The following is a 26499-nucleotide window of genomic DNA, read 5'->3' as shown; positions in this document are numbered from 1 at the left end:
GGGGGCATTCTGCCGAGCGGGCCGTCGCTACCCTCGCCGGGTGCGCGTTCTGGTCACGGGTGGGGCGGGGTTCATCGGGTCGCACTTCGTGCGGTCGCTGGTTTCTGGCGCCTACCCGGCCCTGGCCGGTGAGGTCCGGGTGCTGGATCTGCTGACCTATGCGGGGCGGCGGGAGAACCTGGCCGGCTGCGATGTGGATCTTCGGGTGGGGGACGTCCGGGATCCTGCGGGGGCTGCGGCTGCCGTGCGCGGCTGTGAGGTGGTGGTGCACTTCGCGGCGGAGTCGCACGTGGACCGCTCGATCGCGGGGGCGGCGGACTTCGTGTCGACGAACGTGGTCGGCACGCAGGTGATGCTGCAGGCGGCGGTGGACGCCGGGGTCGGGAAGTTCGTGCACGTCTCGACGGACGAGGTGTACGGGTCGATCGAGTCGGGCTCGTGGCGCGAGGACCACGTGCTGGAGCCGAACTCGCCGTACTCGGCGTCGAAGGCCGGCAGCGACCTGCTGGCGCGGTCGTATCACCGCACGCACGGGCTGGACGTGTCGATCACGCGGTGCAGCAACAACTACGGGCCGTACCAGTTCCCGGAGAAGGTGATCCCGCTCTTCGTGACCAACCTGCTCGACGGGGGCACGGTGCCGTTGTACGGCGACGGGCTCAACGTGCGGGACTGGCTGCACGTCGACGACCACTGCCGCGGGATCGCGCTGGTCGCGGCGGGTGGCCGGGCGGGGGAGGTCTACAACATCGGCGGCGGTACGGAGCTGACCAACCGGGAGCTGACGGCGCGGCTGCTCGAGGCGGTGGGTGCGGACTGGTCGCGGGTGGAGCCGGTGCCGGACCGCAAGGGCCACGACCGGCGGTACTCGGTGGACTGGTCGAAGATCCGCGCGGAGTTGGGGTACGAGCCGCGGATGTCGTTCGAGGCGGGGCTGGCGGAGACCGTGGCGTGGTACCGGGACAACCGGCAGTGGTGGGAGCCGCTCAAGAGCGGTTCTGTCCGGGACGGGGTGGCGTCGTGAAGTACCGGGAGCTGGGGATCTCCGGGGCGTGGGTGTTCGAGCCGGCGGTGTTCCCGGATCGGCGTGGGGTGTTCGTGGCGCCGTTCCAGGGGCCGGTGTTCCGGGAGGCGCTGGGCTTCGACCTGGTCGTCGGGCAGACGAACCACTCGGTGTCGCGGCTGGGTGTGGTGCGTGGGGTGCACTTCGCGGACGTGCCGCCGGGGCAGGCGAAGTACGTGTCGTGCCCGTCGGGGCGGCTGCTCGACGTGATCGTCGACGTCCGGGTGGGGTCGCCGACCTTCGGACGGTGGGAGGCCGTGGAGCTGGACGACGGTTCTCACTCGGGGTCGATGCGCGCGGTCTACCTGGCGGAGGGTCTGGGGCACGCGTTCGTCGCGCTGGAGGAGTCGACGGTGATGGCGTACCTGTGCTCCACGCCGTACAACCCGGCCGCGGAGCACGGGGTCTCGCCGCTGGACCCGGAGCTGGGCCTGCCCTGGCCTGCCGACCTCGAGCTGATCCTCTCGGACAAGGACCGCGACGCCCCCGCCCTGGCCGAGGCGAAGGAACAGGGGATCCTGCCGGTGTACCGGTAGGCGCGGCGTCCTGCCGGGGCCCGGCACCGACCTTCTTCGCCTCGGACGGCCGCCGACCGACTCGCCGGGCCCGTCTTCCCGGTCACGGGGGGAGCCAATGATCATTGGTGTGGGCGGCGGCCGTCGGAAATCGACGGTCCTGGTCCGGCAACGGTGATCATGCAGGTTCACGGGAGGGACGACTCGCGGGCGGGGGCCCGGACCGCGTACGCCGCCCGGGCGAGCCGTGATCACCGACCCTGGACGCGGGCGGTCGAAAGTCGACCGTGCGGGTCCACGACGGGTGATCAAGCACGGGTCGCTGAGGAACGAGGCGGGGTTGCGGTGACCATGCGTCGTTCGCGCGGCCCGTCGCTCGCGCACGGCGTCGGCCACCAGGCAGATCGCTCGCGCACGGCGTCGGCCACCGGGCAAGAAGCCTTGGTGTCGGTGCTGCGTCGACCGTGGGCCGAGCCGGTTCGGTCTTCCTCAGCGGCCGAGGGGGAGCAGGTGGCGGTCGAGCTCGTGTTCCACGGACTCGGCGGCGGCCAGGGCGAGGATCTCGTCGGCGACGGCGTCGACCCGGACGTTCGTGAGATCGGGGCCGGTGAGCAGGGCGTCGACGATCGCGAGCAGGCGGACGCCCGAGGGCAGCGGCTGCGGGGTGACCAGCGGCTGCGCGCCATCGAGTGCGGCGCGAAGGCCGGTGACCTGGTCCGCCGGCGGCGGGGCGAGCGGGAGCGCCGTGCTCGGTGAGTCGCCGCTCAGGAGTGAGAGCCAGGCCGGCCGGATGCGGTCCAGGTCCAGCAGGATCTCGCGCAGCTCCTCGCGGCCCGGGGTGATCCACATGCGGCCGTCCGAGTCGCGGATGCTGCCGAGCGGGCGATGATCGACCTCCTCGGCGACGTCCTGCCAGCGGTTCTCGCGGTCCTCCGGCACCCACGGCCCCGGCTGCCGCTCCGCGGACACGGTGCGTCGCACGCAGATGGTGTTCCCGGTGTGGTCGCCGCCCGTCAGCTTGAGGGACACGATCTCCAGCGTGACGGCCACGGCCGCGCCCTTGACCGGCTCGCGGGCGGCGAAGAAGCGTGGCGGGCCGCCATCCCGGTCGGTGCGCAGCGAGCGGTTGAGGATGCGCTGGAGCTGCCCGATCTCCAGGTCGAGGGTGGCGAGCTGGGAGCGGAGGGCCGGGTCGGGCGTCTCCGCAGGTGGGTGGGTGCCGGTGGCCTGCGCCTGCGCGGATTGTGTGACGGCGTCGCTCCCGGCCTCATCGCCGGTCGTCGGGCCGGTCCCTCGAGGAGCGGCCTTCGCGGCGCCCACGGCTGCGGCTCCGACCGCCGCTGCGGCGACGATCGTGCCGGGGGCCGACGGGGAAGCGTCGGCCGTGGTGGGAGCCTCGGCGGCGGCCCGCTCCTCGACCTGGGCGTCGTCCGACGGCGTCGCCTTGTCCGGCATCGTGGTTTGGGCGTCGCGGTTCGGCTGATCACCGGACTCGCCCGGCGACTGCTCGGCAGCGGTCCCTGGCCCGGAGGGCGTGCGCTGCAAGGGCGTAGCGGCAGCGGGCGACGCCTCGGCGACGGGCGATGCCTCGGCGGCGGGCGATGCCTCGGCGGCGGGCGACGCCTCCGACCCGGACGGGACCTCCTCGTGCGCGGCAGCGGACTCCTCATCGCCCGGCAGCCCGGGGTGTTCCTCGGCGGCTGCCGCGCCGGCGGGCGCAGGCGGGGGAGCGGACTCGGCACCAGCTGTGCGCTGCGGCTCGGCCGGCTCCGCTTTCTGCGGGGTCGACCCGGACCCGCCCTGCGACTCGGCCTCGCCCTGCGACTCGACCTTCGCCTGCGACTCGGCGCCCTTGTGCGACTCGGCAGCCGCCCCACCCGCGGCCGTGGCCTTCGCTGCTGCGGGCTGCGCGGCGGACGCGCTCCCGCCTTCCTCGGCGCCGCCCCGCTCGGCGGGCGCAGCGTGGTCCGCTGCTGTGCGCTCCGCCGGCCCGGCCTTGCGCGTCGGCTCGGCGTTCCCCGTCGGCTCGGCCTCCTGCGCCTCGTCCCGCGCCGACCCGTCTCCCGTCGGTTCGGCCTCCCGCGTCGGCTCGGCTCCCCGCGTCGGCTCGGCTCCCCGCGTCGGCTCGGCTCCCCGCGTCGGCCCGCCGTCGCGTGTCGGTTCGGCCTCCCGCGTCGGCTCGGCCTTCCGCCCCGGCTCGGCCTCCGGAGGTTGCTGCTGGTCGGCCGCGGCCCGCTTCGTCGGCTCGGCCTCGGCTCGTGGGGTCGGTTCCGCTTCCCGCCGGGGCGAGGTGGGCTCGGCCTCCTGCCGCTCCGCTGCGACCTCACCCGCGGCCAGGACTCCCGCGCCCGCGGCGCCGGATGCCGCAGGGAGCGAGCGGGAGCTCGACGGGACCACCTCCGAGGGCTCGCGCTCGGCCTCCGCCCGTGCCCGGGCCCGGGCCCACCGGTCGTCGGCTTCCTTCTGCGTCCGGCGGCGTGCGCCCCACCGCGATCCGCCCCGCTCGAGGTCCCGGCGACCGCCAGGACCCGCCGCCCCGCCGTCGCCCGCCGCCGCGGGTTCGAGGACCTCCTCCTCGTCCCGCGGACGCCGGAGCCGCCACCCGCGCCCCCGCCATTCACGGAAGGCGGAGGGGCGTGCGCCCTCGTCGTCGCGGTCGGGCCCCGAGGCGGGTTCCCGGTCCGGCCGGCCCACGCCACCCCGCCGCCACAGCGCCACGACCCCGGCCACGGCCAGCAGGGCGAGGGCGAGCGCGGGGAGGGCGAGCTGCCAGCCCGTCCACCACGAGGCCTGCGGGTACGGCGCGACCGCGGGCAGGGCCAGCGGGTTGCTGCGCTCCGCCGGCGGGAGGCCGAGCCGGACCAGGCCGTTGGACGCCGCCTGGTTGCCCGCGTCGAGCCGGAGCGCGGACTCGTAGGCGGACCGGGCGAGGTCGGTGCGGCCCTCGATCTCGGCGGCCGAACCGCGGGCGGCGTCCGTGTAGGCCATCGTGTAGCGGTCCCCGACCTCGGACAGGCCGTCGTCCGCGCACGTGCCCTCGTTGCGCACCTGCGCGCGGGCGAACAGTTCCGCGGCCTGGGCGAGCTGGCCCTGGTCGACGAGCCGGCGCGCCTCCTCGCACAGCGGGGTGGGGCCGGAGACCGCACAGCCCCCGAGCCCGGCGAGGCCCGCTGCCGCGACCAGGGCCAGGGCCGCCCGCCGGAGACGCATGCGGCCCATCGTCGTCAAGTGGGGACGGCCGAACAACCCGAGAGGGTGACGGAGAGATCACCGGGTGTACTCGTGCGGCCAACCGCTCGCGGGCGGGGTTCCGGACGGACGAACCGGACGGCGTGCCGTCGGGCCCGGCGGCGCGACCGCCCGTCCGGTATCACCTTTCCATGCACCCGCACGTCGTCCTCACCTCGCTGCACCCGCGCGACCGCGACGGCTTCGCCCGGCTCTCGACGCCGTCCGTCCCGCGCGCCGAGCGGTACGCGCTGGGCCGCAGCCTGCGCCGGGAGGTGCCGCGGTCCTCCCTGGCGGACTGGTCGCCGGACGACCGGCGGATCGGCGCCGTCGAGTCGGTGATCGCGACGAACGAGGGCCGGGTCGCGCGGCTGGTCCCGGTGCGGATCGGGCGGATGAGCGCGAGCCCCTACGCCTACCTGCGCGGCGCCGCGGCCCAGCACGCCGCGGACTTCGCGGTCCTGCCCGCCACCGGCATCCAGCCGGTGATCTGCGGCGACGCCCACCTCGGCAACTTCGGCTTCTACGCCTCGCCGGAGCGTGAACTCGTCTTCGACCTCAACGACTTCGACGAGGCCCACCCCGGCGCCTGGGAGTGGGACCTGCGCCGGCTCGCGGCGAGCATCTGGGTGGCCGGCCGGGAGAACGCGGCCACCGAGGACCAGTGCGCCACGGCCGTCGGGCAGTGCGTCGACGCCTACCGCCGCCACCTCGAGCGGCTGGCCGAGGAACCGCTCCTGGCCCGTTCCTTCGAACGCATCGGTGCCCAGGAGCTGCACGAGGGGGCGCCGCGCAAGAGCAGCCGCGAGGCCGTGGCGTCGGCGGCCCGCAAGGCCCGTCGGCGCACGAGTGACCGCGCGCTGCCCCGGTTCACCCAGCGCGACGGGGCGGAGCGCCGCCTGGTCACCGAACCGCCGCTGATCACGCGGCCGGACGCGGCGCAGTACGAGCGGATCCTCGCCGCCCTCGACGAGTACCTGCGGACCCTGCCGCCGCACTGGTCGCGGGTCGTCGGCGGGTACCGGGTGGTGGACGTCGCGCACAAGGTCGTGGGCGTCGGCTCGGTCGGATTGCGTGCGTACATCGCCCTGTGCGAGGGCTCCGGGGCCGACGACGTGCTGTTCCTGCAGCTCAAGCAGGCCCGCCGGTCCGTCGTCGCCCCCTACGTGCACGGCGACGACGCCTGGCACGACCACCAGGGCCAGCGGGTCGTCGAGTACCAGCAGGCGCTGCAGACGGTGTCCGACCCGCTGCTGGGCTGGACGACGGTGGGGCAGCGGCAGTACTACGTGCGTCAGTTCCGCGACATGAAGGGCGCGATCGTCCTCGACGGGATCGACGCGGACACGCTCGCCGACTACGCCGCCGTCTGCGGCCGGCTGCTCGCGAAGGGGCACGCCCGCACCAGCGGCGCGTCGATGATCAGCGGCTACATCGGGGGCGGCGGGAAGGTACGGGAGGCGATGTGCCGCTTCGCCCGTGCCTACGCCGACCAGACCGAGCGGGACTTCGAGGAGCTGACGGGCGCGATCGGGCGGGGCGTGCTGCCCTGCGAGCCCGGAGTGTGACTGTGAGGCAGGTCCACCCCTCCTGACATGCCCGGACCCACCCCATGGACTAGGTTGTACGTCCGTGAGCGTGGTGCAGACGGTGCTGGCCTTCGTGGTGCCGCCCGTGGTCATCTACGTGGTCGTCGCCCTGCTGACGATCGCCCCGAAGACCGCGAAGCGGCCCAGGTACCGGACCGGTGAGAAGTGGGGCTACGAGCCCGTGCTGTGGACGGCGAACCCCGAGGGGGCGCACCTGCCCGCGCACGTCGAGCACATCGAGCCGGCCGACGGGGCCGGGACGACCGGGGGTGCCCGTGGCCACTGGTGAGCACGGCGGGCACGGTCACGGTGCCGTCGCCACGGTCGACCCGGAGAACCTGCCGGAGGGCACGGTCGTCACCGGCTCCGGGCGGGTGTCGGCCGCCGAGATCTTCACCGAGGTGGACTCCTCCGACGGAGTCCCCTTCACGACCCCGCAGCTGTCCCGGCTGGACGAGGCGCTGACCCTCGCCAGCCGGGAGACCGGCCTGCTGTTCGCGATCTACCTGGGCGACCTCGGGGAGAAGACCGAGGTCCGCGCGGCGGAGCTGCAGGCGTCGCTCGAGCGGGCGCCGGAGTCCGTGCTGGTCGCGGTGAGCCCCGGGCAGCGCGTCGTCGAGGTCATCACCGGGTCCGAGGCGCGGCTGCGCCTGCCGGACCGGGGCGCCAAGCTCGCCGTCATGAGCATGGTGGCCTCGTTCAAGGAGGGCGACCTGCTGGGCGGCCTGCTCAGCGGCCTGCGCATGCTGGCGGACCAGGCCGGTCCGCGCCGCTGACGTACACCTGCGGCACGGCCCGGAAGCGGGCAGTGCCACACCCTCATCACGCAATCGTGCGTGATGGGTAGGGAACGTCAGCCATATGGTGCAATCATGTGGGCAAGGCGTACGGATTCACCCACGCCCGGGGCGGGAACCGGTACCTGGTGGGCGGATCGGTGCATCACCAGGACCGTCCGTCGGACCCACACCGAAGGCCACCGTCGTACTCCATGAGCGAACCGAGACGGCACGACGCCGGGCGCAGGCCCCCGGGCGTCGGCACGCCCGTCGTGGTCGTGGACGACCACGAGCTCGTCGCGACCTCGCTCGTGCTCGGCCTGCGGTCCGAGGGCATCGACGCCTCCCGTATCCGGCCGGCGGCCGAGCGCGGGATCCTCGTCGAGGCGGCGAAGCTCGGTCCCGGGCTCGTGCTGCTCGACCTGGACCTGGGGCGGGACGCGGAGGGCAACCGGATCGACGGCGTGGAGCTGGTCGGCCCGCTGCTGGGCGCGGGCTGGCAGGTCCTCGTCCTCTCCGGCAGCGCCGACCCGGCCCGCGTCGGCTCGGCGCTCGACGCCGGCGCGCTGGCCTGGGTGCCGAAGAACGCGCCCTTCCCCACGCTGCTCACGGCCGTGCGCGAGGCCGTCGCCGGCCGCCCGGTGATGTCCGAGGACCGGCGGCGCAAGTTCATCGACCTCTACCGCCGCAGACAGTCGGAGCGCCGGGAGCTCGCCGAGAAGCTCGGCCGACTCACCCAGCGTGAGCGGGAGGTGCTGGCCGAGCTGGCCCGCGGCAAACGCGCGCAGGCCGTCGCCGACCACTTCGTGGTGTCCCTGGCGACCGTGCGCACGCAGATCCGTGCGGTGCTCACGAAGCTCGAGGTGAGCTCGCAGCTCGAGGCCGTGGCCCTCTACCGCCGGGCTACCGGGGCCTGATCCGCCCCTCGTCACCGGTCGCGGGTGTGCGGTGTCGGGCGAACGCCTGACGACCGTTCGGCCGAGGTCCATCGTCCACCGCGTACCGGGGTCCGCGCATCCCTAAGATGGATGAACGGCGCGCCCCTGGCGCGTCCGGGGAGGGGGTCCTCGGCGTCATGGCGACGGGTGTCACGAGTGCGGTGGGGCGGCTGCGGCGCGCCCGCTTCACCTCACGCCTGGCCGTCGACGTGGGGGCGCTGCTCGCGCTGTGCGCCGGGGTCGTCGTGCTGGCCGGCAGCCCGCGGGTCCTCGAGTGGCTCCACCAGGAGACCGCCTCGGACATCCTCACCCTGGTCAGCGCGGGGATCGGCGCCGCGGCCGCGATCCTGGCCCTGGTGGCCTCGCGGCTGCTGACCGAGCCCCGGCTGGCGTGGCTGGCCGCCGCGCTGGTCCTGTACTGCCTGGTCGTGCTGCCGTGGGGTGTCTCGGCGCCGGCGGGCACGGTCTCCTCGGCGGTCCAGGTCTCGCGCCTGCTCGCCTACACCACCGCGCTCGTGCTGCTGGTCTTCGCGCTGCGCTCGCCGCGGCGCCTCGGGACCTGGGGCGGCTGGGTCATCATGATCGGCGGCGCGGTCCTCGCCGTGCTGGCCCTGTTCGTGGTGCCCGATCTCGGCCCGGTCACGCGCCTGGTCGCCGGGCCGGTGACCTCGGTCGTCGTCGTGCTCGGGTGGGTCGGCGCCGCCGTGCTGGCGGTCGTCGACGCCGCGCGCCGGCAGAGCACCACCCGGCTGCGGATCGGGCTCGGCCTGGTCATCCTGGCCGGCGCCCAGCTCTACCGGCTGTCCGGCCCGATGAACCCCTCGGTGCCGGACCTCGTGTTCCCGACGTTGCGGCTCGTCGGCATCGCCGTGCTGCTGGTCGGCCTGCTGCAGCTGGTCCAGCGCGGCCTGCGGACGTTGCAGGAGGAGAACTTCGAGCAGCAGGAGGAGCTCGCCGCCGCCGCGCTGCACATGGAACGGGCCGCCGCGCACAGCGCGGAGCGCAACCACGAGCTGCGCAACGGCCTGGCCGGACTCGCCGGCATCACCCACCTGCTCTCGGCCGAGGGCGAGGGACCGGACCACGAGCGCCTGCGCAGCGCGGTCCTCGCCGAGCTCGGCCGCCTGCACACCATCCTCGAACGCTCGTCGGACCCGCTGCAGCTCGAGGAGGACCTCGGCGCGCCGGGCGTGCCGGCCTGCTACGAGGTCGAGCCGATGCTGGCGGGTCTCGTGGCGCTGCAGCGGGCCCGCGGCCGGGAGGTGCACCTCGAGGTGGCCGAGGGCCTGACGGCGCTCGGCGACCCGGCCGTGGTGGCCCAGATCGTCACGAACCTGTTGGCCAACTGTGAACGGCACGCTCCGGGAACCCCCGTCTCGGTGACGGCGTTTTTGGAGGGCGACGAGGTGGTAATCGAGGTCAGGGACCGCGGGCCGGGTCTTCCCCCGGGGAAGGAGCACGAGGTTCTCGGGCGGGGTGTCCGCGACGCCCGGGCCGGAGGTTCCGGACTGGGGCTCCACATCAGCAGGGAGCTCGTGGAGGGTCAGGGAGGGTCCCTGACCCTACGGACGGTGGACGGCCCGCGCGGCTGCGCCGCGACCGTCACCCTCCCGGCCGTCGATGCGGATCGACCGGCCACCGACCCCGTCGCACGGTAAGGCAACCACCCGCACCGTCGGGCGTCTCACCACTCCTGGTGATGGCCCTCGGGGGTCGCTCGGTTGCATACTGTGCCCCATCCGGCCCCCCGAGGCCGGTCGGAAGAAAGGTGGGATCCCGAATGGGTGAGTCGGACAACGCCCGTCCGCGCAACCGGACCACGGCGCGTGGTGCGCAGGGATCCTCGTCGTCGGTGCTGACCCCGCCCACGGGGCTGCCGGCGGTGGACGATCCCGCGGCGCCCGCGGTCGCGGTGCCCGCCCAGCGGACCGACGCACGGACCAGCGCCGGCGCGGGAACCGGCGCGCCGACGGCTCCGCCGGTCGCTCCTCCGACGCAGGCGCCCGCCCCGGCGGGGACGTGCGTCTGTGGGCATGCGGCCGAGGCGCACGAGCACTACCGGCCCGGCGACGACTGCGGCGCCTGCGGGGCCGCCGTCTGCGGCCACTACACCCCGGCCGACGGTAGCGGGAAGAAGAAGGGGCTGCTGGGCCGCCTGCTGCGCCGCTGACCGAACGGACGACCGCGGGCCCGTCGGACGACCTGTCCGGCGGGCCGTGCCGTACTCGACGTCAGCTGCGGAGCCGGTGCCACCACGCGGCGGCGGTCTCCAGCAGCAGTGCCGTGCCCAGCACGAACGCCACGGCGACGCAGAAGCCGCCCACGGTGTCGGTCGGGTAGTGGGCGCCGGTCGCGGCCATCGCCGTGCCGATCGTGCCGCCGACCGCCAGTGCGATCGTGACGATCAGCGCGATGCCGGTGCTCCGCCCGGGCCGCACGAGGCTGACCAGCAACAACGCGGCGACCAGGGCGATCGACGTCGCCCCGCCGGTGTGGCCGCTGGGGTAGGCGAAGCCGCCGAACTCCATCGTCCGACCGATCGCGGGTTTGAGGAGGGTCGTCGCCACGCCGGTGAGCCCCGGCCCCACGATCGCGACGACGGCGAGCCGGCGCCGGCCCAGGGCCAGGCAGAGCCAGCAGAGCGCGAACGCCGCGAACACCACCAGCGGCGGTGAGCCGAGCTCGCTGAGCCGCCGCAGCACCCACAGGTGGGCCGAGGTCAGCGGGTCGACCAGGCTCTCGGCGTGCCCGTCGAGCCGACCGTGGCCGCTCTGCCCGGCGTAGCGCGCGCCGAGCAGCGCGAACACGAGCGTGGCCAGGCCGACCGCGACGGCGGCGGGGCGGCGCAGGTGCTCGGGCAGGGCCGGAGGGGCGGGCGGACCTGCGCTCGTCACGATCTCCAGCGTTCCCGGTGATCAACCGGAGATGCATCGCCCGTTCGAGTAGAGCGGTGTGGTGTCGACCGCGCGGCCCGGCGGCGGGGACACCTCCACCGCGACCAGGCCGGACGGCGTGAGCGCCGACTGGCAGGCCGTGACGCCGCTGTCGAAGCCGCCCGTGTAGAAGTCGATGTGCGGGTGCCCGTTGGCCTGGTACTCGTCCTGGCAGGGCGCGCAGAGGTCCTCCATGACGAAGTACTTCCGCAGCGGCGCGTAGTAGACGATCGTGCCCACGGCCATGTAGTCCGGGTCGGCGGCGAAGGTGATCGGGTCGGCGTAGGTGCCCCGGCCCCCGGCCTCGGAGTGCTTCACGGGGTAGGCGATCGCCGCGCTTCCCGGCGGGTCGTTGTCGTAGGCGCCGTAGAAGGTGACCTCGGTGTTCACGGTGCGGCCGGCCGACCCCGTGGCACCACCGCCGCCGCCACCGCCGCCGGACCGGGCAGGACCGGGTGCGGCCGCGGTCGACGACGACGGGGCGGGCGCCGCGGGCTTCGGCAGGTTCCGGCTGGCGTCGAGGGCGGCCTGCAGCACGGACGGGGCGCCGGGCAGCGGCATCGCCGCGGGCACGGTGGCGGGTTCGGCGGTCGCCGGTCCGGTGCTGACGAGCGCGGCCTGGTCGGCGCTCGGATTGCCGCACGCGACGACCACGAGGCACGCCAGCAGGACGGGGTAGAGCACGGACGGGATGCGCATGCGCGGACTCCGGCGGTTCGGGGCGCCCGCAGACGGGGAGCACGGATCACCCTCGGTGAGGAGCGGAGTATGGCACTACCGGGTGGAGTAGATGACGTTCACCCGAACGCCGAGCAACCTTCTCGCTCCGCGTCACCGACCTGCGACGGAGCGAGATCACGGCCCCGGCGCTGTGGATCCACAACGCGTCTCGAGCGGCGGCCTGAGCGCGTTGTGGATCCAAGCGCGTTCAGGCCCACCGCTTCGAGCGCACTGTGGATCCATGGCGCGCCGGAGGTGGTGCCTCGACGCGTCATGGATCCACGGTGCGGTCAGCTGCGGTCGAACTCCCGCGCGGCCAGGGCGCGGACGATCCCGGCCCGGCCCTCGGACACCAGCCGGCGCAGGGCCGGCGGGTGGCTCTCGTCGGCCAGCCAGGCGTCCGCGGCGTCGACCGTGGACTTCTCCACCGCCCAGGACGGGAACAGCCCGAGCACCACGCTCTGTGCGCGCTCGGACGTCCGCCGCGCCCACACGTCCGCGACCTCGGCGAAGTACCTCTCCACGTACGGCGCCAGCAGTCCGCGCTGCGCCGGGTGCGAGAAGCCGCCGATGATCGCCTCGTTGACGGCGTTGGGCAGCTCGTCGTCGTGCACCGCGCGCTCCCACGCCGTGGCCTTGGCGTCGGCGGTGGGGATCAGTGCACGGGCCCGCTCGGCCTGTCGCTCGCCCGCCGCGGTCGGGTCGCGCCGGTGCTCGGCCTCGATCGCGTCCTCGGCGGCGCGGCCGTGCGCGACCAGGGCGTGCAGCAGCCGCCAGCGCAGGTCGGTGTCGACGGTCAGCCCCTCCGGCACGTCCCGGCCCTCGAGCCAGGCGGCGAACCGGTCCAGCGTCGCGGGGGGCAGGACGCTGCCGGACAGGGCGTTGACCACGGCGAGCTGGGCGTCCGAGCCGGGCTCGGCCGCGTCGAGCTGCGCCGACAGGGCGTCCGTGAGGAGCGGCCACCCCGTGTCGGTGGCCCACGACTCGTCCGCGTACGACGCCACCGCGGTCTGGACCTGCAGCAGCAGTCGCTGGACGACGCCGATCTCGGTCTCCCGGCCGAACCCGCCGGTCACGAGGGTGGTGAAGTCGCGGGCCTTGAGCTCGGCCTCGCGCGTCATCTCCCAGGCCGCCGACCAGCACAGCGTGCGCGGCAGCGGCTCGGCGATGTCCCCGATGCGGTCGATCAGGGTGGCGAGCGAGCCCGGGTCGAGCCGCAGCGCACAGTAGGTGAGGTCGTCGTCGTTGACCAGTACGAGCGCGCCGCGCGGCGTGCCGACCAGCTGCTCGACGGGCGTGCGCTCGCCGGTGACGTCGACCTCGACGCGGTGGGTCCGCACGAGCCGGCCCTCGCCGTCGTCGTCGTACACGCCGACCGCGACCCGGTGGGTGCGCAGCTCGCCGGCGCCCGGCCGCGCCCCGCCCTGCACGACCTCGAAGGAGGTGAACCGGCCCTCGTCGTCGACGTCGAACTGCGGGCGCAGCAGGTTGAGCCCGGTGGTGCGCAGCCACTGCGCGCCCCAGTCCGACAGGTCCCGGCCGGACGCCTGCTCCAGCGCGCCCAGCAGGTCGTCGAACGTGGCGTTGCCCCACTTGTGGGCCTCGAAGTACGCGCGCAGGCCGGCCATGAACGGCTCCAGCCCCACGTAGGCGACCAGCTGCTTGAGCACCGACGCGCCCTTGGCGTAGGTGATCCCGTCGAAGTTGACCTCGACGGCCTGCAGGTCCGGGATGTCCGCGGCGATCGGGTGCGTCGACGGCAGCTGGTCCTGCCGGTACGCCCAGGACTTCTCGACGTTGGCGAAGGTCGTCCACGCCTGCGTGTACTCGGTGGCCTCGGCCTGGCAGAGCACGGAGGCCCAGGTGGCGAACGACTCGTTGAGCCACAGGTCGTCCCACCAGCGCATGGTCACGAGGTCGCCGAACCACATGTGCGCCATCTCGTGCAGGATCGTCTCGGCGCGCCGCTCGTAGAGGAAGCGGGTGACCCGGGACCGGAAGACGTAGTCCTCGAGGAAGGTGACCGCGCCGGCGTTCTCCATCGCGCCCGCGTTGAACTCCGGCACGAAGAGCTGGTCGTACTTGCCGAACGGGTACCGGATCCCGAAGTTGCGGTGGTAGAAGTCGAAGCCCTGCTTCGTCTCGGTGAAGATCCGCTCGTGGTCCATGTGCGGGGCCAGGGAGGCGCGGCAGAAGATGCCGAGCGGGATGACCCCGTGATCGTCGCTGTGCTCCGCGTGCCAGCTCGAGTACGGGCCCGCGATCAGCGCGACCAGGTAGGTCGACATGATCTCGGACTCGGCGAAGCGGTGGACGGTCGCCGGGCCGGCCTTCTCCGTGGTCGCGACGGCGTTGGACACGACCTTCCAGTCGTCCGGTGCCGTGACGGTGAGCGTGTAGCGGGCCTTGAGGTCCGGCTGGTCGAAGCAGGCGAACAGGCGCTTGCAGTCGGCGGTCTCGAACTGCGAGTAGAGGTAGACGCCGCCGTCGACCGGGTCGACGAAGCGGTGCAGCCCCTCGCCGGTGTTCATGTACACGCCGGTGGCCACGACGGTCAGCTCGTTCTCCGCGGCCAGCCCGGGCAGCGCGATGCCGTCGTCCTCCCGGTAGCCGGAGACGTCGAGCGCGGTGCCGTTCAGCGTGGCGGACTCGACGGACTCGCCGACGAAGTCGATCCAGCTGTCCGCCCCCGGCTCGGTGCAGGAGAACCGGACCGTGGTCGTGGTGGCGAAGGTCTTCTCGCCCGGTCCGCCGCGGCCGTCGGTGAGGTCGAGGTCGACGACGTAGCCGGTGACGTCGAGCAGGGCGGCCCGGCGCTCGGCGTCGGTCCGGGTCAGGTTGGGCGGGGCCATGAGCTGGGCGCGGTCCTTCCGGAGGGGTTCGCTTCGGGGGCATCCAATCACGTGGGCGGGGTGGTCGCCCCGTCATTGCGTCCGTCGTCGCCGGGTATCCGGGAACAGCCCCCTCACCCCTCGGGTTGTGCGGAGCGGAAGAGTCCCTCCCCGGACGAACGGAGTGCCCATGACCAGCACGGAGACGGACAAGGCGAAGGTCGATCTCTGGTTCGACCCGCTGTGTCCGTGGGCGTGGCTGACCTCGCGGTGGATCCTCGAGGTCGAGAAGGTCCGCGACATCGAGCTGAACTTCCACGTGATGAGCCTGTCGGTGCTCAACTCCGGCCGTGACCTGCCGGAGCAGTACCAGTCGCTCATGGAGAAGGGCTGGGGCCCGGTGCGCGTGTGCATCGCCGCGGCCGAGCTGAAGGGCCCGGAGGTCCTGCGCCCGCTGTACACGGCGATGGGCGAGCGCATCCACGACCAGGGCAACAAGGACTTCGACATCGTGATCAAGGAGGCGCTGGCGGAGCTGGACCTGCCCGCCTCGCTGGCCGAGGCCGCCACCTCCACCGAGTACGACGAGAAGCTGACGACGAGCCATCACGCGGGCATGGACCCGGTGGGCATGGACGTGGGCACGCCGGTGATCCACGTCAACGACGTCGCCTTCTTCGGCCCGGTGATCAGCAAGGTGCCGCACGGCGAGGAGGCCGGCAAGGTCTTCGACGGTGCCCGGTTGCTGGCCGGCTGGCCGCACTTCTTCGAGCTGAAGCGGACCCGCACCGAGGACCCCGACTTCGACTACTGATCCCTTTTCGCCCGAACGGCACTTCTGCGCGGAAGATCGCGCGGAAGTGCCGTTCGGGTATTCGGCGGAGAATCAGTGCGCCGCGATGAACATGTCGCGCAGGACGCCCGTCTCGAGCTCCATGTCGCGCAGCCGCGCCTTGACGAGGTCGCCGATCGAGACCATGCCGACGAGCCTGCCGCCGTCGAGCACGGGCAGGTGCCGGTGGCGGTCGCGGGTCATGCGGGCCATGGCGCTCGCGATCGGCTCGTCGAGCCGCGAGGTGGCGACCTTCCTGGTCATGACCTCGTCGACCCGGAGATCGAGCAGGCCCGTGCCCCGGTGCGCGAGCTCCCGGATCAGGTCCCGCTCGGACACGATCCCGACCATCCGGTGGTCCGCGTCGCAGACCACCAGGGCGCCGACCCCCAGGCGCTCGAGCCGGGCCACGGCGTCCGCGACCGTCGCCCACGGCAGGATCGTGTGCACGGTCCGGCCCTTCGCGTCGAGGATGTCCGCAATCTTCATCGCCGTTCCCTCCGCCGCAGTTCTCGGACGCGTTCATTCTGCTCCCGGGGCCTCCGTTTCGGCACGAAACAATGCGGGAGATCACCTGTGTGGCGGCCGGGCCGTTCACGATCGTGACCGGTTGATCCGTTCCGCCCCGGACGGGCGGGTCGCGCTGCGAGCGTGCGGCGCGTGGGTGGTTACGGACGGGCGCTGGGTGCGGCGCTGGCGGTGGTCGTCGTGCTGGCGGGCGTGCTCGTCGCGGCCGTGGTGCGGGAGGCGCCGGAGAGCGGTGCCCGGGTCGACGGGCGGTGGTTCTCCCGGCCGGACGGCACGCCCTTCTACTGGCTCGCCGACACCGCGTGGGGGCTCGTCACCGGGCTCGACGACGACGAGGCCGCGAGCTACCTCGGTACTCGTGCCGACCAGGGCTTCACCGTGGTCCGGACCGCTCTCGTGCGGCCCGGGGCGGCCCGGGACCGGGAGGGGAACGCCGCCTTCGCGGGGCACCTCGGCGCGCCGACCGAAGCCTACTGGGAACGCGTCGACGGGCTGGTCCGGTCGGCCGCGGCGGAGGGGGTCACCCTCGCGCTGGCGCCGGTGTGGAGCGACGGGCTCGCCGGCAGCCTGGTCACGGAGCGCAACGCCCGGGAGTACGGGAGCTTCCTCGGCGCGCGGTACGGCGACGCGTCCGTGGTCTGGCTGACGGGCGGCGACGACGACGGCGCGCACGACGGAATCTGGGCGGAGCTGGTCGAGGGGCTGCGGGAGGGCGGGAGCGACGCGCCGGTCGCGCACCTGCCGCGGGGGTCGGGTGCCGCTCGGTCCGGTGGCACCTCCGCCGGGGGTGGGGGCGGGGCTGCCGGTGAGGAGTCGACCGTTGCCGACGAGTCCGAGACCGATGCCGCGGACCCCCCGGGCGCGAGCGAGGACGCGGGGGACGGGGTGGGTGAGTTCGACGTCGCGACCGAGAGCGGGGTGGGCGACGTGGCCGGACTCGACGCGGGCGCCGAGGAGGCCGGGGTGGTCGGGACGGAGGACGGGGCCGAGGATGCCGCTGACGGTGCTGATGCCGGTGACCCTGGTGGCGCGACCGGGATCGGGGCCGCGTCGCCCGACGTGAGCTCGGCGGCGACTGGCAGTTGCGCGTCGTCCGCCTCCCGGGCCGACGCGCGCGCCGCGGCGGCCGGGAGCGGGAAGCCCCTGCTCGACACGACACCGCCCGCCGAGGGGGAGGACTGCGCGGGAGAGGGCGGAACCGACGGCACCACGAGCGCGCACGACGTCCGGGCGGAGGCGTGGCGCGCGGCGCTCGGCGGGGCGAGCGGGGCGACCTACGCCGACTCGACCGTCTCCGACTTCGCGCCCGGCTGGGAGAACGCGGTGGAGACCGACGGGGGCGCCCAGCTCGGCGTGCTCAAGCGGGTGCTGGAGTCGCGGCCCTACCGCCTGCTGCAGCCGGCCGACGAGACGCTTGCCGGCACCGGCTCCGCGGGCGACGCGCGCGTCTCCGCCGGCCTCGCCTCGGACGGCTCCTTCCTGGTCGCCTACACGCCCGAGGGCGAGGACGTCACCGTGGACCTCGACATGCTCACCGCGGAGCGGGTCCGGGCCTCGTGGGTCGATCCGCGGACCGGTGAGGTGCTGGAGGTCGAGGAGCCCGTCGACGCGACCGGCGTGGCCGCGTTCGAGGCGCCCGCCGGGACGGGCGACGAGCGGGACTGGGTTCTCGTGCTCGACGACGAGGCCGCGGGCTACGGCGCACCGGGCACCGAGGTCCTCGAGGATCCCGGCTCCGGGACCCTCGCCGGCGCGACCGAGGACGGCGCGACCGAGGACGGCGCGACCGAGGACGGCGCGACCGAGGACGGCGCTGCCGAGGACGACCTCGCCGACGAGCCGGATCATGCCGTGGAGCCCGACTCCGCCGGGGGCCACGGAACCACCGACGAGCCGCCCGCGAGGAACCGGCACGCCGACGACCACGGCGGCGACGACCGCGCCGCGGAGGAGCGCGGGGACGGCTCGGACGACCACCCCACGGAGCAGCGATCAGACGCCGAGCATCGCCCCGAGGAGCCCCGGGAAGAGCGCCCGTCGAACGAGAAGCCCGCCGAACCCGAGCCCACCGAACCCGAGAAGCCCGTCGAGCCGGAGAGACCGGCCGCGCCGGAGAAGCCCGCCGCCGCACCGGAGAAGCCCGCCGAGCCCGCGAAGTCCGCAGGAGGCGGCTCCGCGACCTGGGACAGCCTGGCCGCGTGCGAGTCCTCCGGGAACTGGGCCGTCAACACCGGCAACGGCTACTACGGTGGCCTCCAGTTCGACTCCGCCACCTGGTCCGACTTCGGCGGCACCCACTACGCCCCGCGGGCCGACCAGGCCACGAAGGAGCAGCAGATCGAGATCGCCGAGAAGGTCCGCGACCGGCGCGGCGGGTACGGCTCCTGGCCCGCCTGCGCCCGCAAGCTCGGCCTCCCGCGGTGATCTGCAGCACCGCGACCTGCGGCGGCCGCGCCGACCCGGCGGACGATCACCCGTCGTCACGTGTCACCCTGGCGGGGGAGGCCCGTCTGACCCGACCTCCCGGCGCCCCGCGCGCGCGGAGTGCCTACCCTTGACGGTCATGACCCCGCCCGAGCCCGACGCCCCGCGTATCGGGAACCGCTATCGGCTCGAGGAGCGCATCGGTGTCGGGGCGATGGGCGCGGTGTGGCGGGGGACGGACGAGCTGCTGAACCGGACCGTCGCGGTCAAGGAGCTGATCGCGGCGGCGGCGCCGGTCAGCAGCAGCGGGCCCGACGCCGCCGAGGAGTCCCGCCAGCGCCTGCTGCGCGAGGGCCGGATCGGCGCGCGGCTGCAGCACGCGCACGTGATCAGCATGTTCGACGTCGTGGTGCACGACGACCGGCCGTGGCTGGTCATGGAGTACCTCCCCTCGCGCTCGCTCGCGGTGGTGCTGGGGGAGAAGGGGCCGATGGAGCCGCGCGAGGTCGCGTCGATCGGCCGTCAGGTGGCCGACGGGCTCGCGGCGGCGCACGCCGCGGGCGTGGTGCACCGTGACATCAAGCCGGGCAACGTCCTGATCGCCGAGGACGGCCGCGCCAAGATCACGGACTTCGGCGTCTCCCGCGCGGTCGACGACGTCCAGCTCACCCGCACGGGCATGATCGCCGGCACCCCGGCCTTCCTCGCGCCCGAGGTGGCGCGCGGGCAGGAGCCGACCTCGGCGTCGGACGTCTTCGCCCTCGGCGCCACGCTCTACGCCGCGGTGGAGGGCGAGCCGCCCTTCGGGCTCGACGACAACGCCTACGCCCTGCTGCACAAGGTCGCGACCGGCGCCGTGCGCCCGCCCGAGCACGCGGGCCCGCTGACGGCGCTGCTGATGCGCCTGCTGGCCAACGAGCCGAGCGACCGGCCCACCGCGGCCCAGGCGCGGGACGCGCTCGCCACGATCGCAGGCGGTACGTCGGCGACCGGGCTGGGCGCCACAGCGCCGGTCACCACCCGGGTCATCCCGACGCCGCAGGCGGCCGCGGCGAAGCCCGGCCCGCGCACGCTCACGGGCATGCCGGCGCCACCGGTCGTCGTGCCGCCGGGATCGGAGCGGCCGCCGGCCGGGGCCACGCCGCGCAAGCGGCGGATGCTGCCGTTCGTCATCGCCGCCCTCGTGCTGCTCGTGGTCGGCGGTGGCGTCGCGATCGGAGCCCTCTGGGCTGCCGACAACGGCGATCAGGGCGGCGGGGCCACCACGGCGCCTCCTGTGGCCGCGCCGACCACCACGTCGTCGCCGCCCCGCACCACCACGCCCACGACGACCCCGCGCACGACGACCCCGTCGCCCACGACCACGACGTCGGCGGCCTCGGACACCGACGCCGTGTCGTTCGTCCAGCGCTACTACAGCCTGCTGCCCGACGACCCGGACGCCGCCTTCGCGATGCTGGGCTCGCAGGCGCAGGCGGCCTCGGGCGGGATCGACGGCTTCCGTCGCTTCTACGGCGGGATGAGCGAGGTGGAGATCCAGAACGCCCGCTCCACCGGGCAGGGCCAGGTCTCGGGCACGATCGTCTTCACCCGCGACGACGGCTCGACCAGCAGCGAGCCCTACACCTTCCGGGTCGGCACGGGCAGCGACGGCAACCAGCTCATCCAGTCCTTCTCCCGCGCCTGACCCGCGTCATGGCTCCACAGCGCGCCGGGTCGACGACACCGACGGCGTTGTGGTTCCACAACGCGCCAGAGGAGGGGCCCTGACAGCGTCATGGATCCATGACGCTGCAAGAAGAGGGCTCTGCCGAGCGTCAAGGGTCCATGACGCGTCGGGTCACGCGGTCTGCGAGGCGGGTTCCGTGAGGTGGCCCGTCACCCACCGCACCACCTCGGCGGTGAACTCGGCGCGGTTGGCGACGGCATGGGTCTCGTGGCCCTCGTCGTCGAACAGCAGGAACCTCGTCGACGCCCCGCGGGCCCGCAGCGCCTCGACGATCCGCTCGGCCTCGCCCAGCGGGACGTTGGTGTCGTACGCCCCGTGCACCACCATCAGGGGAGCGCTGATCCGGTCGGCGCTGTGGATGGGGGAGAGCGCGCGCAGCATCTCGGAGTCCCGCTCCGGGTCGCCGTACTTGGTGGTGGCGGCCGCGGCGATCCACGGCTCGGTGTCCGAGTAGAAGGTCTGCAGGTCGGACATGCCGCACACGTCGACACCCACCGCGAACAGCTCGGGGAACCAGGCGAGCGCGACGAGGGTCAGGTAGCCGCCGTAGGAGCGCCCGGATACCCCGATGCGGTCCGGGTCGGCGAGGCCGGACGAGGTGAGGAAGCCGACCGCAGCCCGCACGTCCGTGATCGCGACGAAGCGGCGGTCCAGGTCGTCCGCCTGCGAGAAGACGCGCCCGAAGCCGGCCGAGCCGCGGACGTTGGGCGCGAAGACCTGCACGCCTGCGGCCACTAGCGCCTGGAACAGCGGCTGGAAGATCGGCCGTTCCTGCGCCTCCGGCCCGCCGTGCAGCCACACCAGCGTCGGGGCGGCCCCGAATCCACCACGGGGACGAAACAACCAGCCGGTCAGGGTCAGGCCGTCCTCGGCGCGGAACTCGTGCAGGGTCGGGTCGACGAGCGGCTCGAGCGGCTCGAAGGTGTCGGGGAGGAGCGGGGTGGGCTCGGCGAGGGGGACGTCGAGCGCGATCCGGGCGACGTGCGGCGGCACCGCCGGGCCCTCGCTGCCGACGAGCAGCGCCTGGCCGTCGCGGGTGAACGCCAGCCCGGTCACGACGTCGCCGGGATGGTCGGGCACCGGGTCGGTGAGCCCGGTGCGCAGGTCGACAAGCTCGAGCTCGGAGCGGCCGTCGACGTTCCAGACGAGCGCGGCGCGGGCCCCGGCCGGGTCGAGGGCGACCTGGTCGAGGTCGTCGTGCCCTCTGCAGGCGACCTCCCACGCGAGGGAGACCTCACCGCCGGAGGCGTCGTCGCCGATGGAGCAGGCGAGCAGCCCGGGCCGGTCCCGCCCCGCATCCGTGTGCAGGTAGAGCACCGCGCCGGTGACGCCGAAGCGGCCGTCGGCGACGGTGGCGTCGTGCCCGGGGAGCAGGTCCGTGCGGCGGCCGGTCCACAGGTCGATCAGCTCGAGGGTGCGGGCGCCGCGGCGGCCGGTGCGCAGGACGGCGCGGCGGCCGTCCCGGCTGACCGCGCAGACCACGGCGGCCGGCCCGGAGCCGAGGACGATCGAGGAGCCGTCCCGGACGTCGACGAGGCAGGCCGTGCCGGACCCGTCCCCGCCCGCGGCGCGGTCCGAGTAGATGGTGACGCCGAGCTGGCGGCCGGTCGGGGACCAGGCCCCGAGCGTGACGGCGGAGGAGCCGGCGGCGATCTCGCGCCGCTCCGCCCCGTCCGGGGAGAGCAGCAGGACCCGCGTCCGCTCCCCGCCGCCGGGAGCGACCTCGCAGGCCACGAAGGAGCCGTCCGGGCACCAGCTGAGGGCCTTGACGTCGCACGCCACGACCGGGTCCACCTCGGTGTCCAGCGGCGCGGCGGGCTGCACGACGGACGCCTCGCCCGCCGGCATCGGGCCGACGTAGGCGCGGGGGCGGCCGTCCCGGTCGGAGACCCAGGCCAGCAGGGTGCCGTCCGGGGAGGGCAGCGCGGAGCGGTAGGCGGGGGTGAAGAGGTGCTCGTCCAGCTCACCGGCCAGCTGGGCGCGCCGCCGGTCGGTGAAGGTATCCACGTTGACACCGTTCATGAGCTAGATCCCCCTCTCCTGTAACCACAACTCCAGCAGTGCCACCTGCCACAACGCGTTGGACCCGAGGTTGGTGCGCTGGGTGTTCGGATCCGCGAGCATACGGTCGAGCCAGTCCCCCCGGACGAGGCCCCGCGCCTTGGCGACCGGGTCGGTCACGGCGTCGCGCACCCGCTCCAGGAACGGTCCTTCCAGGTGACGGATCGCGGGCACCGGGAAATACCCCTTGGGCCGGTCGATCACGTCGTCCGGGACGACGCCGCGGGCCGCCTCCTTGAGGACGCCCTTGCCGCCGTGCGCGAGCTTCAGTTCGGGTGGGCACGCCGCCGCCAGCTCGACGAGCTCGTGGTCCAGGAACGGGACGCGGGCCTCCAGCCCCCAGGCCATCGTCATGTTGTCGACGCGCTTGACCGGATCGTCCACGAGCATGATCGTGCTGTCCAGCCTCAGCGCCGCGTCCAACGTCTCCTGCGCACCCGGCATTCCGAAGTGCTCGGCGATGAACGCCCGGCTGGGGTCGTGGTCGAGCAGCCACTCGGGCTCGAGAATCTCGGCCAGCTCGGCGTGCGGGCGGTCGGTGAACACCGCCTGGTACGCCTCGACGGCCCGGTCGCGGGGGGTCTCGCGCAGCGGCGGGTACCAGTCGTAGCCGGCGAAGACCTCGTCGGCGCCCTGGCCGGACTGCACCACGGTCACGGACCTGGACACCTGCTCGGACAGCAGGTAGAAGGCCACGCAGTCGTGGCTGACCATGGGCTCCGCCATCGCCGTGATCGCCTCGTCGACCGCCGGCAGCATCCGCGCCGGGTCGACCAGGATCTGCTGGTGGTCGGTCCCGAACTGCTTCGCCACGATGTCCGAGAACTCGAACTCGTCGCCCTTCTCCCCGCCGGCGGCGTGAAAGCCGACGGAGAAGGTCTTCAGCCCCGTCTGCCCCTCCTGGGCCAGCAACGCCACGATCAGCGAGGAGTCCAGGCCGCCGGAGAGCAGCACCCCGACCGGCACGTCGGCGACCATGCGGCGGCGCACCGCGGTGCGCAGGCCCTCGAGCACGGCCTCCTTCCAGTCCGTGATCCCCAGTTCGGGGCGGCGCTCGTGGACCGGGCGCCAGTACACGCGGTCGGAGTGCCGGCCGTCCGGCTCGTAGGTGCGGACCGTCGCCGGCGGCAGCTTGCCGACGCCCGCGAGGATCGTCCGCGGCGCCGGGACCACCGAGTGGAAGGTCATGTAGTGGTGCAGCGCGACCGGGTCGACCGAGGTGTCCACGCCGCCCGCCTCCAGCAGCGCGGGCAGCGAGGAGGCGAAGCGCAGGACGCCTGCCCCCTCGGTCAGGTACAGCGGCTTGATCCCGAGCCGGTCCCGGCCGAGCACGAGCCGGCCGCTGTCCCGCTCGGCCACGGCGAACGCGAACATCCCGTAGAAGTGCTCGACGCACTCCGGGCCCCAGTGCGCATAGGCCTTGAGCACCGTCTCGGTGTCCGAGTCGGAGAAGAAGGAGTAGCCCGCGGCCTCCAGCTCGCGGCGCAGGTCCTTGTAGTTGTAGATGCAGCCGTTGAACACCACGGCGAGCCCGAGCGCGGAGTCGACCATCGGCTGGGCGCCCCGCTCGGACAGGTCGATGATCTTCAGGCGCCGGTGGCCCAGCGCGACCGGGCCGGCCGCGTGCACCCCGGTGCCGTCCGGGCCCCGGCGCTCCATCGCCTTGACGATCCGGGCGACGACGGCCGGGTCGGCCGAACCGCCGTCGAACCGCATCTCACCGGCGATACCGCACATGTGGCTGCTCCCCACTTCCGACTAACGGAGGATCCAGGTGTCCTTGGCGCCGCCGCCCCGCGACGAGTTGACGATGAGGCTGCCGGGTGGCGCAACCCTGGAGAGGGCGGCGGGCACCACGTCGAGGTGCGCCCGGCCGCCGTACTGGCTCTGGAGGACGAAGGCCCGCAGGTCGACCGCCCGCGGCTCGAGCCGCCCGGCCGAGAAGGTCGGGTGGGTGGACAGCGACACCATGTCCTGCGCCACCCACTTCGCCGGCTCGGCGCGGATCTGCTTCTCCACCTGGGTGAGCTCGGAGCGCTCGGCGTGCGGGCCGATCACGATCCCGCTGCCGCCGTAGCCGTCGACGGGCTTGAGCACGAGCTCGTCGAGCCGGTCGAGCACCTCCTCACGCCGCTCGTCGTCGACGCACGGGTAGGTCGGGACGGCGTCGAGCAGCGGCGGCTCGTCGAGGTAGTAGGAGATCATGTCGGGGACGTAGGCGTAGACGAGCTTGTCGTCCGCCACGCCGTTGCCCAGCGCGTTGAGCAGGGCGACCCGGCCCCGGGACACCGCGCTCGCCAGCGCCCGCCCGATCGGGCGCATGTCCGCGCCCCGGGCGTTCATCAGGTCCTTCTCGTCCATCCGACGGTAGAGCGCGGACAGCCGACGCTTCCCGCCCGTCGAGACGAGGTAGACACCGTCGTCCGTGACCTGCAGGTCCCGCGGCGTCACCACGGGCACGCCCATGCGGTCCGCGAGCAGCTTGTGCTCGAAGAAGGCCGAGTCCGAGGGGCCGGACGACAGCAGCGCCACCTCGTCCGCCCCCGGGCTGCCGGAGTCGGTGGCCGAGAGCAGGGCGGCCCGCAGCCGCCCGGGCACGTCCTCCAGCCCGACGACGCCCGTGGGTGGCTCCAGGTCGCTCATCACGCTCCGGACCAGGCGGCGGCTCATGATCGAGTAACCGATGCCGGACGGGACGCGCAGGTTGTCCTCGAGCACGAGCCAGTGGTCGGGCGCGTCGCGGACCAGGTCGATCCCGGCCACGGCGATCCGCACGACGTCGGCCGGCGCGATCTCGCCCTCCCGGTTGCGGCCGGGTGCGCCGTCGACCACGGAGGCCGGGATCACGCCGTCGTGCACGATCCGGCGCTCGCCGTAGACGTCCCGGACGAAGAGCTCCAGCGCCCGGACCCGCTGCGCCAGCCCCTCGGTGAGCACGTGCCAGTCCTCGGCGCTCACGATCCGCGGCACGAGGTCGAGCGGGAAGAGCCGGGGCTCCTCGGTGCCGTCCTCGGGGCCGAACGTCACCCCGCGGGCCCGCTGCTCGGTCCCCAGCGCGGACTCCGCGGCGACCATCCCGCGCGGTCCCAGGCGCTCCAGCGCCCGGAACATCCAGCCGTACTGGGGCAGGACGGTGCCGCCGGCGCTGACCGCCTCGTCGAAGGTCCCGGGCCGGTACTGCGAGAGCAGCTCCCGCGCGAGCGGGACCTCCACCGGCGGGTCGATGGGCAGCAGCCGGCCCTGGGTGGTGGCGATCAGGGCGTCGACGACGTCCGTCAGCCGGCCGCGGCGGCCGAACATCCGCCGTTGCCGGGCCGCGGCGCTGCCGCGTTCCAGGGTCGCCTGGGACAGCGTGAGGACCTGCTCCCAGTCCCCGAGCGCCTCCAGCTGCGGCCGCAGCATGTCCACGAACTGCCCGACCAGCAGCGGAGGGGAGACCAGCGACGGCCCGACCAGGTCGACGAGGTCGCCCTCCAGCCCGCTGCGCGCGGCCCGCCAGTTCGCCGAGCGCAGCAGCTCCTGCCGGCTGGTCGGCAGGGGCAGCCCCTTGTCGAGGTCCTCGCGGGCCTTGCACACCAGGGCGCGGAAGAGCCCGGCGATGAGGACGACGTCGTCGACCTCCGTGCAGGCGTCACAGACCCGCAGCTCCACGGTCGGCACGTGCGCGCTCGGTCGGATGTCGAAGTAGAGCATCCCGGGGTCGCTGATCGTTCCCGACGCGATCAGCTGCCGGACCATCTCGTCGTACTCGGCGGCGGTCTCGACCATCGCCGGCGGCCCCGACGTCGGCCAGCGCGACCACACCATGCTGCGGTAGCTGGCGTAGCCGGTGTCGTGCCCGCGCCAGTACGGCGAGCTCGCCGACAGGGCGAGCAGGATGTGCAGGTACGGGGCGACCCGCCGGACGACCTGCACCGCGGTGTCCCGGTCCGGCACGTCGACGTGCACCTGCGCGCCGCAGATGTGCTGCTCGCGCACGAGCATCTGGTACTCGTGCTGCATCTTCTCGTAGCGCGCGCCCGCGGAGATGTCCTCGCCGGTCAGATCGACGAGCGGGACGGTGCCCGCCGCGACGATCCCCAGCCCGTGCGGCTCGGCGACGCTCTCCAGCTTCCACCGCAGCCGCCGCAGGTGCGCACCCAGCTCGTCGAGGGTCTCGACGACCGGGGTGTTCGTCTCCACGAGCGAGCGCTGCAGCTCCCGGGCGAACTCGGCCCCGTCGAGCTGGGGGAGGAGGGCGTCGACCTCGGGCGCGGCACGCCGCGTCTCGAGGTCCACGACGTGGAACTCCTCCTCGACCCCGAGGAGGGGTTTCCCGGCGCCACTCAT

Annotated in this window: 19 protein-coding genes; 11 read left to right on the top strand and 8 right to left on the bottom strand. The window is 73.9% G+C overall.

What is annotated here, in order from left to right; genetic code table 11:
* Window positions 1-40: 40 nt before the first annotated feature.
* On the top strand, window positions 41-1024 hold the full coding sequence (rfbB, locus tag ABD990_RS00450) for a dTDP-glucose 4,6-dehydratase (RefSeq protein WP_345377590.1): 984 nt from the start codon (window positions 41-43) through the stop codon (window positions 1022-1024).
* Window positions 1021-1599, top strand: coding sequence for a dTDP-4-dehydrorhamnose 3,5-epimerase family protein (locus ABD990_RS00445; protein WP_345377589.1), 579 nt, complete (start codon window positions 1021-1023; stop codon window positions 1597-1599). Before rfbB ends, ABD990_RS00445 begins: the two co-directional genes overlap by 4 nt.
* Before the next feature lie 468 nt (window positions 1600-2067).
* Here ABD990_RS00445 and ABD990_RS00440 read toward each other — a convergent pair whose 3' ends face one another.
* Window positions 2068-4788, bottom strand: a complete 2721-nt coding sequence (locus tag ABD990_RS00440) for a hypothetical protein (RefSeq protein ID WP_345377588.1) — start codon at window positions 4786-4788, stop codon at window positions 2068-2070.
* Between the two features lie 170 nt (window positions 4789-4958).
* On the opposite strand from ABD990_RS00440, the gene ABD990_RS00435 reads away from it, so the two are divergent.
* From ABD990_RS00435 to ABD990_RS00410, 6 genes are all read left to right on the top strand, one after another.
* Window positions 4959-6374 (top strand): DUF2252 domain-containing protein, encoded by a 1416-nt coding sequence (locus ABD990_RS00435; protein WP_345377587.1) that lies wholly within the window; start codon window positions 4959-4961, stop codon window positions 6372-6374.
* A gap of 64 nt (window positions 6375-6438) precedes the next feature.
* Window positions 6439-6684 carry an aa3-type cytochrome oxidase subunit CtaJ gene (ctaJ, locus tag ABD990_RS00430; RefSeq protein WP_345377586.1) on the top strand — a complete coding sequence of 82 codons (246 nt, stop codon included), beginning with the start codon at window positions 6439-6441 and terminating at the stop codon, window positions 6682-6684.
* Window positions 6671-7171, top strand: coding sequence for a DUF5130 family protein (locus tag ABD990_RS00425; RefSeq protein WP_345377585.1), 501 nt, complete (start codon window positions 6671-6673; stop codon window positions 7169-7171). The genes ctaJ and ABD990_RS00425 overlap by 14 nt, the downstream gene beginning before the upstream one ends.
* 215 nt (window positions 7172-7386) lie before the next feature.
* Window positions 7387-8091: a LuxR C-terminal-related transcriptional regulator gene (locus ABD990_RS00420; protein WP_345377584.1), complete on the top strand. Its 705-nt coding sequence runs from the start codon at window positions 7387-7389 to the stop codon at window positions 8089-8091.
* A 158-nt stretch (window positions 8092-8249) separates the two neighbouring features.
* The gene (locus ABD990_RS00415) at window positions 8250-9770 is read left to right on the top strand and encodes a sensor histidine kinase (protein ID WP_345377583.1); all 1521 of its coding nucleotides are present in this window, start codon (window positions 8250-8252) and stop codon (window positions 9768-9770) included.
* Window positions 9771-9892: 122 nt separating this feature from the next.
* Window positions 9893-10282 (top strand): hypothetical protein, encoded by a 390-nt coding sequence (locus tag ABD990_RS00410; protein WP_345377582.1) that lies wholly within the window; start codon window positions 9893-9895, stop codon window positions 10280-10282.
* 61 nt (window positions 10283-10343) lie between these two features.
* On the opposite strand, the gene ABD990_RS00405 is transcribed toward ABD990_RS00410, so the two are convergent.
* The 3 genes from ABD990_RS00405 to pepN form a co-directional block, all read right to left on the bottom strand.
* Entirely contained in the window at window positions 10344-11006 is a 663-nt protein-coding gene (locus ABD990_RS00405) for a phosphatase PAP2 family protein (RefSeq protein ID WP_345377581.1), read from the bottom strand.
* 21 nt (window positions 11007-11027) lie between these two features.
* The gene (locus ABD990_RS00400; protein WP_345377580.1) at window positions 11028-11744 is read right to left on the bottom strand and encodes a hypothetical protein; all 717 of its coding nucleotides are present in this window, start codon (window positions 11742-11744) and stop codon (window positions 11028-11030) included.
* A 311-nt stretch (window positions 11745-12055) separates the two neighbouring features.
* The gene (pepN, locus tag ABD990_RS00395; RefSeq protein WP_345377579.1) at window positions 12056-14617 is read right to left on the bottom strand and encodes an aminopeptidase N; all 2562 of its coding nucleotides are present in this window, start codon (window positions 14615-14617) and stop codon (window positions 12056-12058) included.
* A gap of 169 nt (window positions 14618-14786) precedes the next feature.
* Here pepN and ABD990_RS00390 point away from each other — a divergent pair, with 169 nt between their 5' ends.
* Window positions 14787-15410, top strand: a complete 624-nt coding sequence (locus tag ABD990_RS00390; RefSeq protein WP_345377578.1) for a mycothiol-dependent nitroreductase Rv2466c family protein — start codon at window positions 14787-14789, stop codon at window positions 15408-15410.
* A 72-nt stretch (window positions 15411-15482) separates the two neighbouring features.
* Here the strand turns inward: ABD990_RS00390 and ABD990_RS00385 are convergent, their stop codons facing one another.
* Entirely contained in the window at window positions 15483-15917 is a 435-nt protein-coding gene (locus tag ABD990_RS00385) for a CBS domain-containing protein (RefSeq protein ID WP_345377577.1), read from the bottom strand.
* Window positions 15918-16088: 171 nt separating this feature from the next.
* On the opposite strand from ABD990_RS00385, the gene ABD990_RS00380 reads away from it, so the two are divergent.
* Both ABD990_RS00380 and ABD990_RS00370 read left to right on the top strand, forming a co-directional pair.
* Window positions 16089-18380 (top strand): apiosidase-like domain-containing protein, encoded by a 2292-nt coding sequence (locus ABD990_RS00380; RefSeq protein WP_425569331.1) that lies wholly within the window; start codon window positions 16089-16091, stop codon window positions 18378-18380.
* 139 nt (window positions 18381-18519) lie between these two features.
* Window positions 18520-20067 carry a serine/threonine-protein kinase gene (locus ABD990_RS00370; protein WP_345377576.1) on the top strand — a complete coding sequence of 516 codons (1548 nt, stop codon included), beginning with the start codon at window positions 18520-18522 and terminating at the stop codon, window positions 20065-20067.
* Between the two features lie 153 nt (window positions 20068-20220).
* On the opposite strand, the gene ABD990_RS00365 is transcribed toward ABD990_RS00370, so the two are convergent.
* From ABD990_RS00365 to ABD990_RS00355, 3 genes are read right to left on the bottom strand one after another with little or no spacing between them, the layout of a single operon-like run.
* The gene (locus tag ABD990_RS00365) at window positions 20221-22116 is read right to left on the bottom strand and encodes a prolyl oligopeptidase family serine peptidase (RefSeq protein ID WP_345377575.1); all 1896 of its coding nucleotides are present in this window, start codon (window positions 22114-22116) and stop codon (window positions 20221-20223) included.
* An 18-nt stretch (window positions 22117-22134) separates the two neighbouring features.
* The gene (locus ABD990_RS00360) at window positions 22135-23907 is read right to left on the bottom strand and encodes an N-acetylglutaminylglutamine amidotransferase (protein ID WP_345377574.1); all 1773 of its coding nucleotides are present in this window, start codon (window positions 23905-23907) and stop codon (window positions 22135-22137) included.
* Window positions 23908-23928: 21 nt separating this feature from the next.
* Window positions 23929-26499 carry a glutamate--cysteine ligase gene (locus tag ABD990_RS00355; protein ID WP_345377573.1) on the bottom strand — a complete coding sequence of 857 codons (2571 nt, stop codon included), beginning with the start codon at window positions 26497-26499 and terminating at the stop codon, window positions 23929-23931.

Origin of the sequence: Pseudonocardia yuanmonensis (assembly GCF_039542425.1) — a bacterium.
GTDB lineage: Bacteria > Actinomycetota > Actinomycetes > Mycobacteriales > Pseudonocardiaceae > Pseudonocardia > Pseudonocardia yuanmonensis.
This window is presented reverse-complemented; position numbering and strand designations above follow the sequence as displayed.